This window comes from Streptomyces sp. NPDC057302 (genome assembly GCF_042667685.1).
Lineage (GTDB): Bacteria > Actinomycetota > Actinomycetes > Streptomycetales > Streptomycetaceae > Streptomyces.
The window spans coordinates 1-15,968 of sequence record NZ_JBHUZJ010000130.1 but is presented as its reverse complement, the minus strand read 5'-3'; the positions used below and the strand labels follow the sequence as shown (position 1 = coordinate 15,968).

Here is a 15,968-nt window from a genome sequence, read left to right as displayed (position 1 = left end):
GGACGATCCAGCCGGGCCACCGCCCCGTTCTCCTGCTACAGGCCCAGCGCCTTCGCCTCCACCTCGGGGTCGACGCCCTTCGCTCCCCGGACGTGGCCCTGCGGGGCCGCCTCGCCGGGCGACCGGAGCCAGGCCCAGGTGTCCGCGACCGTCTCCGCCACCGGTCGGGCCCGGAGTCCCGCTGCCGCCGCCTTCTGTGTCGACGTGTGGTGCATGGAGTCGTGCATCTCTCCCGGCGGCGCCCACACCGGGAGCTGCGTCCACGGCTCGATGCCGTGCTCGGCGATCACCGAGGGGTCGGTCCACCGCAGGTCGACGTCGGCCGCGCCCGCCACGGCCACGCACGCCTTCAGGAACTCCTCCATGGTGGTGTGCGCGATGGGGGAGATGACGTTGTACGGGCCGTGCAGCCCCGCCAAGGCCGCGTCGAGCACCCACTCCGCGAGGTCCCGCGCGTCGATGTACTGCAGGCCCAAGTCCCGCGGCCCCGGGGCCAGTACGGGACCGCCTCGCGCGACCCGGTTCAGCCACCACGGCAGCCGCCCGACGTTCTCGTACGGACCGAGGATCAGCCCGGCGCGCGCGAGCACCGTGCGCTCGGCCCCGAACTCCGCGACCGCCGCGAGCTCCCCGCCCCGCTTGTCCTCGGGGTACGCCACCGAGTCCGCACCGGGATCACCCTCGACCAGTACATGGCTCTCGTCGGAACCCGCCGCTATCGGCCACTGGTACACGGAGACGCTCGACACATACACGTACCGCCCGGCCCGCCCCGCCAGCAGCCGCGCCGACTCGCGCACGGCGCGCGGCGCGCCCGACCAGGTGTCGACGACGAGGTCCCACTCGCCCTCGGTGGCGGCGAGCGCGTCGAGGCCGCCTTCCGCCGTACGGTCGCCGAGCACCGACACCACACCGGCGGGCGCCTCGTGGCTCCCGCGGTGGAAGACCGTCACCTCCCAGCCACGCGCCAGCGCGGCCTCGACGACGGCCCGTCCCACGAACTGCGTACCACCCAGCATCAGAAGTCTCATGCCGAGGACTCTGCCCGCCACGGCCCGCGGAGGGAACCGGGTTCTGCTGGTGGCAGAGCCCGGCCCCGTCCGGGAACCGGGAGGTCAGCGGGTTGCGGGCGGTGCGTACTTGTAGCCCACGCGTCGCACGGTCTGGATCGTCTGACGGTGGTCGGCGCCCAGCTTGCGCCGCAGCCGCGCGATGTGGACGTCGACGGTGCGCCCGTCACCCACGTGCCCGTAACCCCACACCGTGGTCACCAACTGATCGCGCGTGTGCACCCGGTGGGGGTGGGCGACGAGATGCGCGAGCAGCTCGAACTCCAGGTACGTGAGGTCGAGCTGCTCGCCGTCGACCTGCGCCGCACGCTGCACGGTGTCGATCCGGACGGGCCCGCCGGAAGCGGACCCCCGCTCGTGTCCGGCGGGCTGCAGCGGCTCGGGTCCGGCGGCGGTGCCGACAGGGTCCTGCCCGGCCGGTACGAGGACGAGGTAGCCGATCATCGGCGGCTGGCCCGGCAGGGTGGGCAGCGTGTGCTGGGGCGCGGGCAGCCAGGTCGCGCCCGGCGGCAGGAAGTCGGTGATCTGCACCACCTCGTCCGGGGCGACGGCCCGCAGCCGCCCCCGGCCCGGGTTGGCCAGCGGCGTTGCGGTGGCGGTGGCGGTGGAAGCGGTGGACGCCGAGAAGGAACGGGAGTTCGCCATGGAGGTCAGCTCTTTCGCGCGAAGGAGTCGTCAGTCGTCGAGGACGTACGTACGTCGTGCGCGTCAGGCGAAGGCCGGGTGAACGGCTTTAGTGGGCCTGCGCGTTCCTCGCGCGGCAACACACCCGGTCGAAGTCGTGGTGCTGACGGGAAGGCCAGAACGGCTCGAGGTCGTGGTCACGACCCGTCGCGATGCTCCCGTAGCTGCCCATGACCCCATTGAAGCAGATGAGAGGGGCGGCGGTCGTTCCCTCTCGCACGCTGATACGGCTCCTTGGCGAACCCTTGGCTTGAATCGGCCCCTGCGGACCGGCCGCCATGCCGAAGGGGGCGCCCACCGATGCGGCGGGCGCCCCCTTCAGGGACGTAAGGATGCGCGGGATCAGACCTGGCCGGCCTTCTCCAGGGCGGTGCAGCAGGTGTCGACGAGCAGCCGCGTCACGACGTACGGGTCGACGTTCGCGTTCGGGCGGCGGTCCTCGATGTAGCCCTTCTGCTCCACCTCGACCTGCCACGGGATGCGGACCGAGGCGCCGCGGTCGGAGACGCCGTACTTGTACTCGTCCCACGGGGCGGTCTCGTGCAGACCGGTCAGGCGGTCGTCGATGCCGGCGCCGTAGTTCTTGACGTGGTCGAGCGGCTTGGAGCCCTCACCGAGCGACTCGCAGGCGGTGATGATCGGCGCGTAGCCCTCGCGCATCGCCTTCGTCGAGAAGTTCGTGTGCGCGCCCGCGCCGTTCCAGTCGCCCTTCACCGGCTTCGGGTCGAGCGTGGCCGACACCTTGAAGTCCTCGGCGGTGCGGTAGAGCAGCCAACGGGCGATCCACAGCTGGTCGGAGACCTCCAGGGGCGCGAGCGGACCGACCTGGAACTCCCACTGGCCCGGCATGACCTCGGCGTTGATGCCGGAGATCCCGAGGCCCGCCTTGAGACAGTTCTCCAGGTGCGCCTCGACGACGTCACGGCCGAAGATCTCGTCCGCGCCGACACCGCAGTAGTAGCCGCCCTGCGCGGCCGGGAAGCCGCCGACGGGGAAGCCGAGCGGGCGGTCGCCCTCGAAGAAGGTGTACTCCTGCTCGATGCCGAAGATCGGCTCCTGCGAGGCGAACCGCTCTTCGAGCTCGGCGAGCGCGGCACGGGTGTTGGTCTCGTGCGGCGTCATGTCCGTGTTGAGGACCTCGCACATCACGAGTACGTCGTCGCCGCCGCGGATCGGGTCGGGGCAGGTGAAGACGGGCTTGAGCACGCGGTCGGAGGCGTGACCCTTGGCCTGGTTGGTGCTGGATCCGTCGAAGCCCCAGTTGGGGAGCTCGGCGCCGTCCGTCATGATCTTCGTCTTCGAGCGGAGCTTGGCGGTCGGCTCGGTGCCGTCGATCCAGATGTACTCAGCCTTGAAGGTCACGGGGGTCCATCCTTAAAAATTCTCGGTACGGCGCAGAACGTGCGGGTGCTGCGGTGCCGTGGTGATGCCGGGGAGCATGCCAACGGGCGATTTCCCGGCCATTGCTCGAATGTGAACCCCGTGTTACCTGCGGCGTATGTGGCCCACGTCACGCCCCGCGTCACCCGGGTCACTTGATGACGGCGTTGGCCGCCGCGATCAGCAGCCCGACCGCCGCGTCCGCCATGCCGAGGAGGACGGCCGAGCGCCGCCGGTAGCCCGCCCGCAGCGCGGCGAAGGTGCCCCAGGCGAGGAGGAGGACCGCGTTCAGGAGGAGCGCGGAGTAGGTGACGGGCGCCTCGGGCCAGCCGAAGGCGCCGGCGAGCACCAGCAGGCCCACGGTGGGCCAGCAGGCGACCACCACCGGCCACTCGTCCACCAGCTCCCAGGCCAGCTGCCGCCATCGGTGCAGGCCGGATCCGGGGCGGTGGGCGGACATGTGGTGCGCGTACCCGTGCGCCAGGGCGGCGGTGCCCGCGGTCACCATGATCCAGGCCGCGTCGTAGTAGGGCGTGTAGGCCTGCTCCTCCGAGTGCAGCGCCGCGATCAGCGCGCTCGCCAGGATGGTTCCGTATACGCCTTCGGCCAGCAGATTGCGCACGGCGCTCCTTCCGTTCCCCGGATCCTTCGTCCGGCCGGCGGTGTGTGGAGTGCCCAACGCTATGGGTGCATATGTAACGGTTTGATGGCTGCGGCCCATCGGTCGGCGGTCATCTGCGCCGTGCCCGGCGAGCGGGCGGCCAGGTGGGTGGCCGGATGGGCGGGTGTCCGCAACTACCGGGACAGCGCGTCCCGTACCGCCTCCTCCGTGCGTCCCACCACCGCGGTGCCGTCGTCGGCGGTGATGATCGGCCGCTGGATGAGCTCGGGATGCTCGGCGAGCGCGGTGATCCAGCGGTCGCGGCCCGACGCGTCGCGCGGCCAGGCCTCGCGGTCCTTCAGGTTCAGCTCCTTGGCGGCGTCCTCCTGGGTGCGCGTGATGTCCCACGGCTCCAGGCCGAGCCGCTCCAAAACGGCGCGGATCTCCTCCTCGCTGGGGACGTCGTCCAGGTAGCGGCGGACGGTGTAGTCGGCGCCCTCCGCGTCGAGCAGCGTGAGCGCGCCGCGGCACTTCGAGCAGGCGGGATTGATCCAGATCTCCATGCCGCACACGCTACCCGCGACCCACCCGTCACACTGCCCCAAAGCCCGTCTGGCCAGCGGCGATTGTCAGTGCCTCGCAGTAGAATTGAAGCAATGTTCGAGGGTTCCCGACGGGGGTCCTGATCGCGACAGGAGGATGCCTGTGCCCGCTGCCGCACTCACATCTAAGTCGAAGCGCAACGCTTCCCGGCCCGTGTTCATCGACCCGACGTACGCGCCGCTGGAGAAGCGGCCGCTCCCGGCCGGACGGCCGCGCGAGTGGTACATCACGCACAACCGGCGCCTGAAGGCCATGCGCCTGGCGATAGCCCTGCTCGACTCGGGCGTCTATCTGGCCAACCAAGCGAACAACACCCGGATCCGGAGCATGGCGGAGGACGTGGGAATCCATCCGCCGTCGGACATCACCTGCCATATGGTGCGCGCCCTGATGCGGTACAGCCGCTGAATCGTGGTGCGGCCGTGCGGGGGCGGGGGCCCAGGGCTCCCCGCCCCCGCACGTGGTTCATGCTGACCGCATGACTCAGCAGGAATCCGCACCCGCCCAGCAGGAGCCGGCAGGCGAGCTGCCGCTGCTCGTCACCGCTCAACTCCCGGACGGGGCACGGTTTCCCGTCCGCGGACTGCGTGGGGGCGAGGCATCGCCCCGCCCCGCGCCGGCCGTCCTGATCCTGCCCGCCATGGGGACCCCGGCCCGCTACTACCGCGCGTTCGCACGCCAGTTGCACGATCAGGGGCTCACCGCCCTGACCGTGGACCTGCGGGGGCAGGGGGAGAGCACCCCGCGGGTCACGGACGCGGACGCCGTCGACCACGGCTACCGCACGATCGTGGAGCAGGACCTCGTGGCGGTCGTCGAGGCGATACGGGCCGAACTGGGCCCGCAGCCCCCGCTGTACCTCCTCGGTCACAGCTTGGGTGGCCAACTGGGGCTCGTGCACGCCGCGTTGGGCATCGGCCCCGGAGTCGACGGAGTCGCCCTCGTGGCCTCGGGCTCCGTCTGGTTCCGTGCGTACGGCCCCCTGCGCGGGCCCCTGCTGCTCATCGGCGAGCTGTTCGCCGCGGCGGCGTCGACCCTGCTCGGCCGGTGGCCCGGGACCAAGCTCGGCTTCGGCGGCAACCAGCCCAAGGGCGTCATCCGGGACTGGTCACGCCAGGGGCGTACGGGCCGCTACTGGTCCCCGGGCTCCCCGCACGACTACGAAGCCGCCCTGCGCACCCTCGCCCTGCCCGTCCTCGCGGTCTGCGTGGAGGGCGACACCTGGGCCCCCGCGCCCGCCGTCGACCACCTCGTCGGCAAGCTGCCGCCCGCCCGCGTCACGCGCGTCCAGTACTCCGCCCAGGAGGCGGGCGGCCCTCTGGACCACTTCGCGTGGACCCGGGCGGGCGGCGCCCTTGCCAAGAAGGTGGCGGCGTGGGCGGTGGCTGACGGAAGCTGAGGCCCTACGCACTCGGGATCGGTTCACCCGTTCGGCGTACCCGGCATGCGTGCGCGCCCGTGGCGGCATTGGCTGCTACTGACGGGAGGCTGTCGAGGGGAGCTGCCGAACGCAAGAGGGGAGAGGCGCGATGACCACTGCGGAGGATCGTGCCCGCCAGGGCAAGGACGCCCGCAAGCGTGCCTCCCGCTCCTCGCACGGCGTCTGGATACCCTCCGCCGACCGCGCCGACCCGGTGGCCGTCCTGGAGGGGCAGGGCGCGGCCCGCGTCCAGGAGCTGCTGCCCATCCGGTACGCCCGCATGGCCGCCTCCCCGTTCTCGTTCCTGCGGGGCGCCGCCGCCGTCATGGCGGGAGACCTCGCCGTCCAGTGGAACACCGGCCTGACGGTCCAACTCTGCGGTGACGCCCACCTGTTGAACTTCGGTCTGTACGCGTCGCCGGAGCGCACCCTGCTCTTCGACCTCAACGACTTCGACGAGACCTGCCCCGGCCCCTTCGAATGGGACGTCAAACGCCTGGCCGCCAGCATCGCCGTGGCCTCGCGCGACAACGGCCATCCGGAGAGCGGCGGACGCGAGGCGTGCCGGGCGGCGGTGTCGGCGTACCGCACGTCGATGAGGCGTCTGGCGGGGCTCGGCGAACTGGCGGTCTGGTACGAACGGACCGATACGCGCGACCTGTTGCCCCTGGTGCGGTCCACCCGTCACCGCAAGCGCGTGGCCGCCACCCTGGACCGGGCCCGCCGCCGCACGAGCCTTCAGGCGCTCGGCAAGCTGACCCATGAGGTGAACGGCGTGCGCCGCATCATCCACGACCCGCCGCTCGTCGAACCGGCGGGCGCCACGGAACTCGCGGCCGTGCGCAAGATCTTCGGCGACTACCGCTCCACGCTCTCCGAGGAGCGCCGACTCCTCCTGGACCGCTACCACTTCGTGGACGCGGCGCGGAAAGTGGTGGGCGTGGGCAGCGTCGGCACCCGCTGCTTCATCGTGCTCCTCGCCGGACGCGACACCGACGACCCGCTCTTCCTCCAGATCAAGGAGGCGGCCCGCTCGGTCCTGGAGGAGCACCTTCCGCCGGGTCCTTACGTCCACCCCGGCCACCGCGTCGTCGCGGGCCAGCGCCTCCTCCAGGCGGCGAGCGACATCTTCCTCGGCTGGATGACGGGCCCCCAGGGCCGCGCCTTCTACTGGCGCCAGCTCCGCGACATGAAGGGCTCGGCGGACGTCGAGGCCATGTCCCCCACGGAGCTGCGCTCCTACGCCCGGCTCTGCGGCACGGCCCTGGCCCGCGCCCACGCACGCTCCGGCGACCGCATAGCCATCGCCTCCTACCTGGGCGGTTCCGACACCTTCGACCGCGCGATGGCGGACTTCGCGCTGCGGTACGCCGCGCAGAACGCCGAGGACCACAAGGCACTGACCGAGGCGATCGCCTCGGGGTCCGTGAACGCCGCTGGACCGGACGGCGCCGCGCTGCGGGAGTGACCCCCACCGACCATGATCGGTGCCATGGCCACGAACGACGAGGCAGCCGGAGCCGGGCAGTCGGACACGGGGGCACGACCCCTGACCGAACGCCACGCGTCCTGGATCGAGCTCTTCTTCGACCTCGTCGTCGTCGCCGGTGTCGGCCAGCTAGCCCATCTGCTGCACGAGGACCCCTCCCTCGCCGACACGGGCCTCTACCTCCTCCTGTACCTGGCCTTCTGGACGGCCTGGGCCTGCTTCACCGTCTACGGAAACGTCCAGGGCGACCGCGTCAGGGCGCTCAGCATGCTCCTGGCGATGTTCGGCCTCGCCGTGATGGTCGCGGCGGTCCCCGGCGTCCACGAGGACGAGCACGTCACGGCGTTCGTGATCGCCTACGTCTTCCTGCGCTGGCTCGCGGGCCGCGTCTGGCGGCGCGGCCAGGTCGTCGTGGACTGGCCGCTCGCGCAGTTCGGGGCGGGCGCCCTGCCGTGGCTGATCTCGCTCTGGGTGCCGGAGCCCGGCCGCTACTGGCTGTGGGCGGCGGGCATCGCCCTGGACCTGGGGATCATGCTCGGGGTCGACAGCGACCGCATGCTGCGCGGGGCACGCGACAAGCTGGACCAGGCCATCGCGCACCGGGGCGGCCGGCCCCAGGACAAGCGGCGCCACCCGGAGAGCGAGCCACCGGTGATCGCGGCGGCCCCCTCCGAGTCGGGACATCTGGCCGAACGCCTGGGCCTGTTCGTCATCATCGTGCTCGGCGAAGGCGTCATCCAGATCACCACCGCGGCCTCCGACACCCACTGGGACGGGGCGCTCGCCGTCACGGCGACCGGCTCCTTCGCCCTGCTCATCGGCGTATGGACGCTCTCGCTCCTGTACGGCTTCGCGGGCGTGCCGCACCTGAGCCCCGACAAGCTGTCCGTCCGGTCCGCGATGCTCCTGCACTGTGTGACGACGGCCGCGATCGCCGCCCTCGCCGCGGGCCTGGGAGCCGCGGCCGAGCACGTCCACGGGCCCGCCCCCGACGGCGTACGCAGACTGCTCTGCTTGAGCGTCGCCGCGTACTTCGGCATCAGCCTGCTCACCGGTCTCGTCACCCGCGCGGAGCGCCCGTGGCTGCTCGGCTGGGGCCTGCCCTGCGTGCTCGCGCCCCTGGCCCTGGGTCTCTTCGGCGCCGGGATCGGCGTCGGCTGGCTCGTCTGGGTGCTCGCGGCGACGGTGTTCTGGCAGGTGCTCTACGCGCCGGGCCCGCCCGGCACGACGCTTGCGCCGGGCGGGCGCGGCGCCCGGCGCAAGCGGTTCAGACGCAGCTGGGACGACTAGCGGATCTCGTCCGGGACCACCGTCAGCCAGCGCTTGTCCGCGGTGACCTGCTGACCGAGCTCACGCTGGCGGTCGGCGTTCTTCTTCTTCATCCCGTCGAGCTGCTTCATGTACGAGTCCTTGCGGTTGACCCAGACCCGCGCACCGCCGTGCTTCACGTCGGCGGAGTGGAACAGCATCGGGCCGTCGCTCGCCGGGGTGTCGCCCGCCACCAGGACCGGCTTCTTCCACTCGTCGATGTACGTGTTGATGGCCGCAGGCTTGCCCTGGAACCACGTCATCGGCGCCCACAGGTTCGGCGTCAGCTCACGCCCCGCGAGCTTCTTCTGGTCGAAGCGGCCCTCCGCGATCTCCTTGCGGGAGCTGGTCACCTCGCCCGTCTTGCGGTCCTTGAGCTGGAGGCCCACGCCGATGACGTTCTCGGGCTTCACGTTGTAGCCGTACTTGGGGTCGGAGAGGACCATGCGCACCAGGTCCTCGCTGGCCGCGCTGACGACGTACACCTCGATGCCGTGCCCCCGCAGCGACTTGTAGAGCTCCTGCATGCCGGTGAAGAACTCGGGCTTCTTGACCTCGGTCTTCGTCACCTTCCCGGCCTCGTAGTACTCGGCGGGGATGGGCTTGTCGTAGGCCAGGAGCTCGTCGACGTACCCCTTGAGCTCCTTGAGCGTGAATCCGGAGAAGATCTGCGCGGCCCACGGATAGGAGACCTGGTCGTCGATGTCGCAGAGCCGGAGGTAGTAGCTGTAGAGGCTCTCCTTGTGCTTCTTCGTGTCCTTGAAGGGGATGATCTTCAGTGACGGGTCCATCGACTTGCGGGTCAGGACCCCCTTCATCTCCAGGAAGGGCAGGAGGGACTCCTCCAGGTCGTTGCGGTACGTCGTGTTGTCCGCGTCGAAGACGGCGTACGCGCCCTTGCGCTCGTTCTTCGCGATGACCTTGCCCAGCTTCTTCGCGACCGGCTTGGGCCAGTGCTTCAGCTCGGCGGCGGTCTTCGCTGTCTTCGCGGTCGTCGTGGAGGCGTCCGCGGCCGTGGCGTCCGTGCTGGGCCACAGGGCCGTCCCCGCGAGTACGGCCGCGGTGAGCGCGCCCGCCGTGCCGAGTACGGCCAGCTTGCTCTTTGCCTTTACTGCCATGTTCGTGTGCCCCCTGAGAGCGGTCCGCGCCCCGTCCGGAGCGGCGGGTCATCGTATGGGGCCCGGCCGGTAATTCCCATGATCGACATCACCGGACGGAACGGGCATGGGACGCCCGTGCGCGGGTAGGCACGTCAGACGGCCGGCGGGCCCGGGGCCTGCTTCGAAGGGCCGCCCGTCGCATACTGGTAGGCATGGAGACCGTCTCCCGGGAGTTCGTGCGGGCCGCTCCGCGGCTCGACGGCATGGTGGTGTCCGCCGTCGGCTACCGCACGGTGGGCGAGCAGCCGGGACTCCACCGCGGTCTGCCCTCCCCGTACCTGACGCTGATCTTCTCGCTGGACGGCCCCGTCGTCACCGGCGACAGCCCCGAGCACGCGGGCGGCCCCGAGGCGTCCCGCACGGACATCGTCGTCGGCGGCCTGCACCAGTCCCCGGCGTACGTCGTCAGGCCCGAGCACGAGGCGGGCATCCAGCTCGCCGTGCACCCGCTGGCCGCCCGCGCCCTGTTCGGCGTACCGGCTTCGGAGCTGGCGGGCGACCTGGTGACGTGCGGCGCGCAGGTGCTGGGGCGCCGCGCCGCCGACGTACGGGAGCTGCTGTGCGAGCAGGGCGGCTGGGAGGAGCGGTTCGCCTCCCTGTCCGCCTATTTGAGGCAGCGCGTGGCCGCCGACGACGCCGCCGGATCCGTACGCCCCGAGGTCGCCGAGGCCTGGGCCTGGCTGGCCAGGCACCAGGGCGTCGGCACCCTGCGCGGCCTCTCCCGGCACGTCGCGCTCAGCGAGCGCCGCCTCACCACGCTCTTTCGCGCGGAGACGGGCCTGAGCCCCAAGCAGGCGGGGCGCCTCATGCGGTTCCAGCGCGCCCGCAACGCCGTCGCGCGCTCGGTGGCCGCGGGCGCCGCTCCCGACCTGGCGCGCGTCGCCGCCGACTGCGGCTACTACGACCATTCCCACCTGGTGCGGGACTTCCGGCAGTACACCGGAGTGAGCCCCAGCGGCTGGCTGGCCGAAGAGTGCCGGAATATCCAAGCCGGGAGCGGTGCGGGGGGCGAAGAGTAGGACCCATGAACACCACCGAGAACCAGCCGAAGTCCCCGTCCGCCCCCGACTCCGCCTCCGCTTCCGCCTCCGATTCCACGACGCCTTCCTCCGGCGGGCGCGCCCCCGACGTCTGGCCGTCGCTCCAGGCCCACGATGCCCCCGCCTTGATCGACTTCCTGGTCGGCACGGTCGGCTTCCTGCGGACCGCCGTCTACGAGGACGGCGACCGCGTGGCCCACGCCGAGCTCGACTGGCCCGAGGGCGGAGCCGTCATGCTCGGCTCGTACGACGAGAAGTCCCAGGCCTGGTGCCTGAAGCCGGGCACCTTCGGCGCGTACGTCGTGACCGACCACGTGGACGACCTCTACCAGCGGCTCAGCGCCGCCGGGGTCGAGATCATCCGCGAGATCGAGGACCAGCCGTACGGCAGCCGGGAGTTCGCGATCGCCGACCCCGAGGGCAACAAGTGGTCGTTCGGTACGTACCGTGGCGCTCCGAGGCCCGACCGGGCCTCCTGACCTCGCGTGATAGCTTGCGGACGCCAGTCGACCCACACCAGGGCCAGGGAATCCGGTGCGAATCCGGAACTGACGCGCAGCGGTGAGGGGGGACGGGCGGGGCCACGGCCACTGGGCGTCCACGGACGCCTGGGAAGGCGTCCCGTCCGGCTGATCCCCGAGTCCGAAGACCTGCTGGCGCCTTCGCCCGCGCACCGAGCGGCGGAGGTGACGAAGCAGGCCAGGCTCCGCGTATGAGCCGTGAGACTCAAGGGATCGTGTGTCCTCCACAGCCCGTCGTGTTCGTATGTCCGGCGTGTCCGGCTTCCTCGCCACAGCCATGGCCGTCACCCTGAGCGCCTGCGGCTCGTCCGGCGGCCCGTCCGGCTCGTCGGACTCCGCGGCCAAGCAGGCTGACGGCTACCCCCTCACCCTCTCCTCCTGCGGCAAGAAGGCGGAGATCAAGGCGCCCCCGCAGCGGGCCGTCTCCCTCGACCAGGGCTCCACCGAGATCCTGCTCTCCCTCGGCCTCGCGGACCGCATGGCGGGCACCGGCACCTGGACGGACCCCGTGCTCAAGGGCCTGGAGAAGGACAACGCCAAGGTCGACCGGCTCGCCGACAGCTACCCCTCCTTCGAGAAGGTCCTCGCCCAGGAACCGGACTTCGTCACCGCCTCCTTCCTGGCCACGGTCAGCAAGGGCGGCGTCGCCGACCGCGCCAAGTTCGCCGAACTCGGCGTACCCGCCTATGTCTCGCCCTCCGACTGCGCGGGCAAGGACAACAGCGGCGACGGCGACGGCAGCCGCGTCAAGACACTGACCATGGACACGGTGTACGGCGAGGTCCGGGACCTCTCCCGGGCCTTCGGGGTCGAGAAGCGCGGCGAACGCCTGATCGGCGACCTCAAGGGCCGGGTGGCCAAGGCCACCAAGACCGTCAAGGACGCCGACGCCTCGGGCACGAAGCTCCTCTACTGGTTCGCCAACTCCGACGCCCCCTACATCGCCGGCTGCTGCGGGGCGCCGGGCATCATCACCCGCGAGCTGGGCGTGAAGAACGTCTTCGACGACACCCGCGAGGAGTGGCCCCAGATCAACTGGGAGACGGTGGCCGACCGCGACCCCGACGTCCTGGTCATCGGCGACCTCACCCGCAAGTCGCAGACGGCGGAGAGCGCGAAGAAGAAGATCGCGTTCCTGGAGTCCAACCCGGTCACCAAGAACCTGACCGCCGTGAAGAAGAAGCGGTACGTACTGCTGAGCGGCCAGGCCATGAACCCGACGATCCGCACGGTGGACGGCGTGGAGCAAGTCGCCGACGCGCTGCGTGAGTTCGGGCTCACCAAGTGACGCGAGCCCTCCCGGGCGGCATGCGCGGCACCCTGCTCTGGACGGCCGGTCTCGCCGCCCTCGTCCTCTCCGTGGCGGTGGCCGTCACGATCGGCCCCGCCGACATCTCCGTACCGGACGTGTGGTCGGCGCTCGCGGCCCACCTCGGCTGGGGAGAGGCGACGCTGACGCCCATCCGGGACGGCATCGTCTGGAACCTGCGCATGCCGCGCACGCTCCTGGCCGCGGTCTGCGGCGCGGGCCTCGCGGTCTGCGGGACGGTCCTCCAGTCCCTCCTGCGCAACCCGCTCGCCGACCCCTTCGTGCTCGGCGTCTCCTCCGGGGCGTCCACGGGCGCGGTCGCGATCGTCGTCCTGGGGGTCGGCGGGGGAGTGGTGTCGATCTCGGCGGGCGCCTTCGTGGGAGCCCTCTGCTCGTTCGCCCTGGTCCTGCTGCTCAGCCACACCCTGGGCGGGAGCGTCGACCGGGTGATCCTGTCCGGGGTGGCGGCGATGCAGCTCTTCTCCGCGCTCACCTCGTTCGTGATCCTCACGGCGGGGGACGCGGAGACGACGCGCGGTGTCCTGTTCTGGCTGCTCGGCTCGTTGAGCGGGGTGGGCTGGACGGACGTCTGGATGTGCGGGGCGGTGCTCCTCGTGGCCCTCGCGATCTGCCTGGCGCACGCCCGCACCCTGGACGCGTTCGTCTTCGGCCAGGACGCGGCGGCGACACTGGGCGTCCACGTGGCCCGCACCCGGCTGATCCTGCTCTGCGTCACGGCCCTGCTGACGGCGGCCCTGGTCAGCAGCGCGGGCGCCATCGGCTTCGTGGGCCTGGTCCTGCCGCACGCGGCCCGCGCCCTGGTCGGCTCCGGGCACGCGAGGCTGCTCCCGGTGACGGCGCTCGCGGGCGCGGTGTTCCTGGTGTGGGTGGACACGCTGGCCCGCACGGTCCTGGATCCGCAGGAGGTCCCGGTCGGGGTGGTGACGTCCCTGATCGGCGTCCCGGCGTTCGTCCTGGTCCTCTACCGCACACGGAGGACGACGTGACCGCACACGATCTGCGAACCGGACCCGGCCTGCGCGCGGACCGGGTGAGCAGAGAGGCGGGCGGCCGTCTCATCGTCGACGGAGTGACCCTGGCCCCGCCGCCCGGAGCGACGGTCGGCCTGCTCGGCCCGAACGGCTCGGGCAAGTCCACCCTCCTGCGCATCCTCGCGGGCGTCCTGGCCCCGGCTTCAGGAGTGGTCACCCTGGACGGCCGCCCGCTGCGGGACGTCGGCCGCCGCACGGTGGCCCGCCGCGTGGCGGTGGTGGACCAGGGCGCCGCCACGCAGGTCGAGCTGTCGGTGGAGGAGGTCGTACGCCTGGGCCGCATCCCGCACCGCAGAGCGTGGTCGCCCGGCACGCCCCAGGACGACGCGGCGGTGCGCGAGGCCCTGACCCGCACCGGTCTCGCCGACCGTGCGGGTCAGTCCTGGCACACCCTGTCCGGCGGCGAACGCCAACGGGTCCAGATAGCAAGGGCGTTGGCCCAGAGCCCGCAGGAACTCCTCCTGGACGAACCGACCAACCACCTGGACATCCAGCACCAGTTGGACCTGCTCTCCCTGGTGGCGGACCTCCCCCTGACCAGCGTGATCGCCCTGCACGACCTGAACCTGGCGGCCATGTTCTGCGACCACCTGCTGGTCCTGCGCGAGGGTGTGGCGTACGCGTCGGGCACACCGGCCGAGGTGATCACGCAGGAGCTGATCGCGAAGGTGTACGGGGTACGGGCGGTGGTGACGACGACGGACGAGGACGGTCAGGAGCCGCGCCCGTCGATCCGCTTCCTGCGAGGCTGAGTTCTCGACTTCGTTCCCGAGCCGCTACCCGGCGAGGTGGAGGCGATCGGCGAGACCCGCGGCGGCGAAGGCGGCCACCAGCTCGTCCCGCCCTTCGGTGAAGTGGGCCCAGCTGTCGAAGTGGACGGGGACGACCCGGCGCGCACCGAGGATCCTGGTGGCCTCGGCCGCCTGGGCGCTGTCGAGGACGAGCGGCTCGCCGTCGAACAGGGCCGGGAAGCGGGGAGCGCCGGCGAACAGGACGGCGGTGTCCACCGGACCGAACCGCGCGGCCGTCTCCTCGACCGCGGCGAGTGAGGCGTTGTCGCCGCTGACGTAGACCGTGGGCAGGCCGTCGCCGGTCAGGACGAAGCCGACGACCTGGCCGGTGACCGGCTCGACGTCCTCGCGGCTGCCGGGGCCGTGCAGGGCGGGCACGGCCGTGACGGTGACCTGTCCGCCGCCGGGCCGGTCGAGCTCGACGGACTCCCAGTCGGCGAGGCCCTTCGCGCTCCCGCCCAGGCGCTGCCCGCCGCCGGGGGTGGTGAGGGTGAGCGGTACGTCGGCGAGCAGGGCCCGGCCCGAGGTGTCGAGGTTGTCCGGGTGCTCGTCGTGCGAGAGCAGGACCACGTCGACGGGGCCGAGATCGGCGGGGGAGCCGGCGGCGGGCGCGGTCTTGGTCAGGCCGGGGCCGCCGGAGTCGAGGTAGTCGCCGGGTGCGTCGAAGGTGGGGTCGGTGAGGAACTTCAGACCGCCGTACTCGAAGAGGGCGGTCGGGCCGCCGAAGACGCGTACGGAGATCTGCTCGCCGGCCGTGCCGGAAGTAGCCATGGCAGTCATGAAGGAACACACCTCACGGATGGGGGGCTCATCACGGATGGAGGACTCTCTATCCGTGAGAAACCGTATCCGGTTCTCACGGATAAAAGCAAGGCGTACCATGAGATACGTGAAGGAGACCGTGACCGCAGAGCCGCAGACGCCGCCGCCCGCACCGGGTGCGGAGGAGCACCCCGCGCTCGACCTCGCCAACAGCGCCCCCGCTCTGCCGGGCGGCCAGATCGCCGACTTCCTGGGCACCCCGGCGGCGGCGAACCGGTGGCTCACCGAGCGCGACCTGGCCCCGCCGGACGCGGGCCTCCAGGAGATGTGCACGGCCCAACTGCGCACCCTGCGGGAACAGATCCGCTCCCTGCTCGCGGCCAGGCTCGACGGCTGCGCACCTCCGGCGAGCGCGCTCAACGCCCTCAACGAAGCCCTGACCAGGGCGCCCGCGGCCTCCCTGCTCCACTGGGACCCGACCCGCGGCCTGTACCGCGCCGCCGCCCACCCCACGACACAGATCGTCGAGCACGCCCTGGCGACCCTCGCCGCAGACGCCGCCGCCCTGCTCACGGGCCCCGAAGCCGACCGCCTCACGGCCTGCGGCTCCCCGCCCTGCAACCGCTACCTGCTCCGCCACGGCCGCCGCCACTGGTGCTCCACCCGCTGCGGCGACCGCGCCCGAGCGGCCCGCGCCTACGCCCGCCGGTCACAGCCGAAGACGGACTGAGCCGCCCGGCACCTGACACACGGCAGCGGGGGTCGCCGCCTCCCAAGG

Annotated in this window: 17 protein-coding genes and 1 riboswitch; of the genes, 10 read left to right on the top strand and 7 right to left on the bottom strand. The window is 71.7% G+C overall.

Annotation, left to right across the window (positions count from 1 at the left end; all coding sequences use genetic code 11):
* Positions 1 to 35 precede the first annotated feature (35 nt).
* The 5 genes from ACFUPX_RS42420 to ACFUPX_RS42400 all read right to left on the bottom strand — a co-directional run bounded on the left by ACFUPX_RS42420 (position 36) and on the right by ACFUPX_RS42400 (position 4,298).
* Complete coding sequence (locus ACFUPX_RS42420) at positions 36 to 1,031, bottom strand: NAD-dependent epimerase/dehydratase family protein (protein WP_383334792.1); 996 nt, start codon at positions 1,029 to 1,031, stop codon at positions 36 to 38.
* 84 nt (positions 1,032 to 1,115) lie between these two features.
* Entirely contained in the window at positions 1,116 to 1,715 is a 600-nt protein-coding gene (locus ACFUPX_RS42415; protein WP_383334790.1) for a winged helix-turn-helix domain-containing protein, read from the bottom strand.
* Positions 1,716 to 2,096: 381 nt separating this feature from the next.
* Positions 2,097 to 3,116, bottom strand: coding sequence for a glutamine synthetase (glnII, locus tag ACFUPX_RS42410; protein WP_383334788.1), 1,020 nt, complete (start codon positions 3,114 to 3,116; stop codon positions 2,097 to 2,099).
* 169 nt (positions 3,117 to 3,285) lie between these two features.
* Positions 3,286 to 3,756 (bottom strand): hypothetical protein, encoded by a 471-nt coding sequence (locus ACFUPX_RS42405; protein WP_383334786.1) that lies wholly within the window; start codon positions 3,754 to 3,756, stop codon positions 3,286 to 3,288.
* Positions 3,757 to 3,929: 173 nt separating this feature from the next.
* On the bottom strand, positions 3,930 to 4,298 hold the full coding sequence (locus ACFUPX_RS42400) for an arsenate reductase family protein (protein WP_383334784.1): 369 nt from the start codon (positions 4,296 to 4,298) through the stop codon (positions 3,930 to 3,932).
* 142 nt (positions 4,299 to 4,440) lie between these two features.
* Between ACFUPX_RS42400 and ACFUPX_RS42395 the strand changes: the two genes are divergently transcribed.
* From ACFUPX_RS42395 to ACFUPX_RS42380, 4 genes are all read left to right on the top strand, one after another.
* Entirely contained in the window at positions 4,441 to 4,746 is a 306-nt protein-coding gene (locus tag ACFUPX_RS42395) for a hypothetical protein (RefSeq protein ID WP_361045748.1), read from the top strand.
* Between the two features lie 70 nt (positions 4,747 to 4,816).
* On the top strand, positions 4,817 to 5,737 hold the full coding sequence (locus ACFUPX_RS42390) for an alpha/beta fold hydrolase (RefSeq protein WP_383334782.1): 921 nt from the start codon (positions 4,817 to 4,819) through the stop codon (positions 5,735 to 5,737).
* 130 nt (positions 5,738 to 5,867) lie between these two features.
* Positions 5,868 to 7,226, top strand: a complete 1,359-nt coding sequence (locus tag ACFUPX_RS42385; RefSeq protein WP_383334780.1) for a DUF2252 domain-containing protein — start codon at positions 5,868 to 5,870, stop codon at positions 7,224 to 7,226.
* 24 nt (positions 7,227 to 7,250) lie between these two features.
* Complete coding sequence (locus tag ACFUPX_RS42380; protein ID WP_383334778.1) at positions 7,251 to 8,537, top strand: low temperature requirement protein A; 1,287 nt, start codon at positions 7,251 to 7,253, stop codon at positions 8,535 to 8,537.
* On the opposite strand, the gene ACFUPX_RS42375 is transcribed toward ACFUPX_RS42380, so the two are convergent.
* Positions 8,534 to 9,673, bottom strand: a complete 1,140-nt coding sequence (locus ACFUPX_RS42375) for a haloacid dehalogenase-like hydrolase (RefSeq protein ID WP_383334776.1) — start codon at positions 9,671 to 9,673, stop codon at positions 8,534 to 8,536. The two genes, ACFUPX_RS42380 and ACFUPX_RS42375, sit on opposite strands and share 4 nt — an antisense overlap.
* 194 nt (positions 9,674 to 9,867) lie before the next feature.
* Between ACFUPX_RS42375 and ACFUPX_RS42370 the strand changes: the two genes are divergently transcribed.
* The 5 genes from ACFUPX_RS42370 (at position 9,868) to ACFUPX_RS42350 (ending at position 14,389) form a co-directional block, all read left to right on the top strand.
* Positions 9,868 to 10,734, top strand: a complete 867-nt coding sequence (locus tag ACFUPX_RS42370) for a helix-turn-helix domain-containing protein (protein ID WP_383334774.1) — start codon at positions 9,868 to 9,870, stop codon at positions 10,732 to 10,734.
* A gap of 5 nt (positions 10,735 to 10,739) precedes the next feature.
* Complete coding sequence (locus ACFUPX_RS42365) at positions 10,740 to 11,234, top strand: VOC family protein (protein WP_383334772.1); 495 nt, start codon at positions 10,740 to 10,742, stop codon at positions 11,232 to 11,234.
* A 7-nt stretch (positions 11,235 to 11,241) separates the two neighbouring features.
* Positions 11,242 to 11,428, top strand: a riboswitch (cobalamin riboswitch).
* Positions 11,429 to 11,520: 92 nt separating this feature from the next.
* A complete protein-coding gene (locus ACFUPX_RS42360; RefSeq protein WP_383334770.1) occupies positions 11,521 to 12,564 on the top strand; it encodes an ABC transporter substrate-binding protein in 1,044 nt (347 codons plus the stop codon).
* A 20-nt stretch (positions 12,565 to 12,584) separates the two neighbouring features.
* Positions 12,585 to 13,592: a FecCD family ABC transporter permease gene (locus tag ACFUPX_RS42355; RefSeq protein ID WP_383334796.1), complete on the top strand. Its 1,008-nt coding sequence runs from the start codon at positions 12,585 to 12,587 to the stop codon at positions 13,590 to 13,592.
* The gene (locus tag ACFUPX_RS42350) at positions 13,589 to 14,389 is read left to right on the top strand and encodes an ABC transporter ATP-binding protein (RefSeq protein ID WP_383334768.1); all 801 of its coding nucleotides are present in this window, start codon (positions 13,589 to 13,591) and stop codon (positions 14,387 to 14,389) included. The genes ACFUPX_RS42355 and ACFUPX_RS42350 overlap by 4 nt, the downstream gene beginning before the upstream one ends.
* A gap of 24 nt (positions 14,390 to 14,413) precedes the next feature.
* On the opposite strand, the gene ACFUPX_RS42345 is transcribed toward ACFUPX_RS42350, so the two are convergent.
* Entirely contained in the window at positions 14,414 to 15,199 is a 786-nt protein-coding gene (locus ACFUPX_RS42345; protein ID WP_383334794.1) for an MBL fold metallo-hydrolase, read from the bottom strand.
* Positions 15,200 to 15,308: 109 nt separating this feature from the next.
* Here ACFUPX_RS42345 and ACFUPX_RS42340 point away from each other — a divergent pair, with 109 nt between their 5' ends.
* A complete protein-coding gene (locus tag ACFUPX_RS42340) occupies positions 15,309 to 15,920 on the top strand; it encodes a CGNR zinc finger domain-containing protein (RefSeq protein WP_383334766.1) in 612 nt (203 codons plus the stop codon).
* Positions 15,921 to 15,968 lie beyond the last annotated feature (48 nt).

Bases quoted from the DNA above. Each gene is read 5' to 3' on its own strand.
- ACFUPX_RS42420 (WP_383334792.1), bottom strand. From the start codon at position 1,031: ATGAGACTTCTGATGCTGGGTGGTACGCAGTTCGTGGGACGGGCCGTC.
- ACFUPX_RS42415 (WP_383334790.1), bottom strand. From the start codon at position 1,715: ATGGCGAACTCCCGTTCCTTCTCGGCGTCCACCGCTTCCACCGCCACC.
- ACFUPX_RS42400 (WP_383334784.1), bottom strand. From the start codon at position 4,298: ATGGAGATCTGGATCAATCCCGCCTGCTCGAAGTGCCGCGGCGCGCTC.
- ACFUPX_RS42390 (WP_383334782.1), top strand. From the start codon at position 4,817: ATGACTCAGCAGGAATCCGCACCCGCCCAGCAGGAGCCGGCAGGCGAG.
- ACFUPX_RS42385 (WP_383334780.1), top strand. From the start codon at position 5,868: ATGACCACTGCGGAGGATCGTGCCCGCCAGGGCAAGGACGCCCGCAAG.
- ACFUPX_RS42380 (WP_383334778.1), top strand. From the start codon at position 7,251: ATGGCCACGAACGACGAGGCAGCCGGAGCCGGGCAGTCGGACACGGGG.
- ACFUPX_RS42375 (WP_383334776.1), bottom strand. From the start codon at position 9,673: ATGGCAGTAAAGGCAAAGAGCAAGCTGGCCGTACTCGGCACGGCGGGC.
- ACFUPX_RS42370 (WP_383334774.1), top strand. From the start codon at position 9,868: ATGGAGACCGTCTCCCGGGAGTTCGTGCGGGCCGCTCCGCGGCTCGAC.
- ACFUPX_RS42365 (WP_383334772.1), top strand. From the start codon at position 10,740: ATGAACACCACCGAGAACCAGCCGAAGTCCCCGTCCGCCCCCGACTCC.
- ACFUPX_RS42360 (WP_383334770.1), top strand. From the start codon at position 11,521: ATGTCCGGCGTGTCCGGCTTCCTCGCCACAGCCATGGCCGTCACCCTG.
- ACFUPX_RS42355 (WP_383334796.1), top strand. From the start codon at position 12,585: ATGCGCGGCACCCTGCTCTGGACGGCCGGTCTCGCCGCCCTCGTCCTC.
- ACFUPX_RS42345 (WP_383334794.1), bottom strand. From the start codon at position 15,199: ATGGCTACTTCCGGCACGGCCGGCGAGCAGATCTCCGTACGCGTCTTC.
- ACFUPX_RS42340 (WP_383334766.1), top strand. From the start codon at position 15,309: ATGAGATACGTGAAGGAGACCGTGACCGCAGAGCCGCAGACGCCGCCG.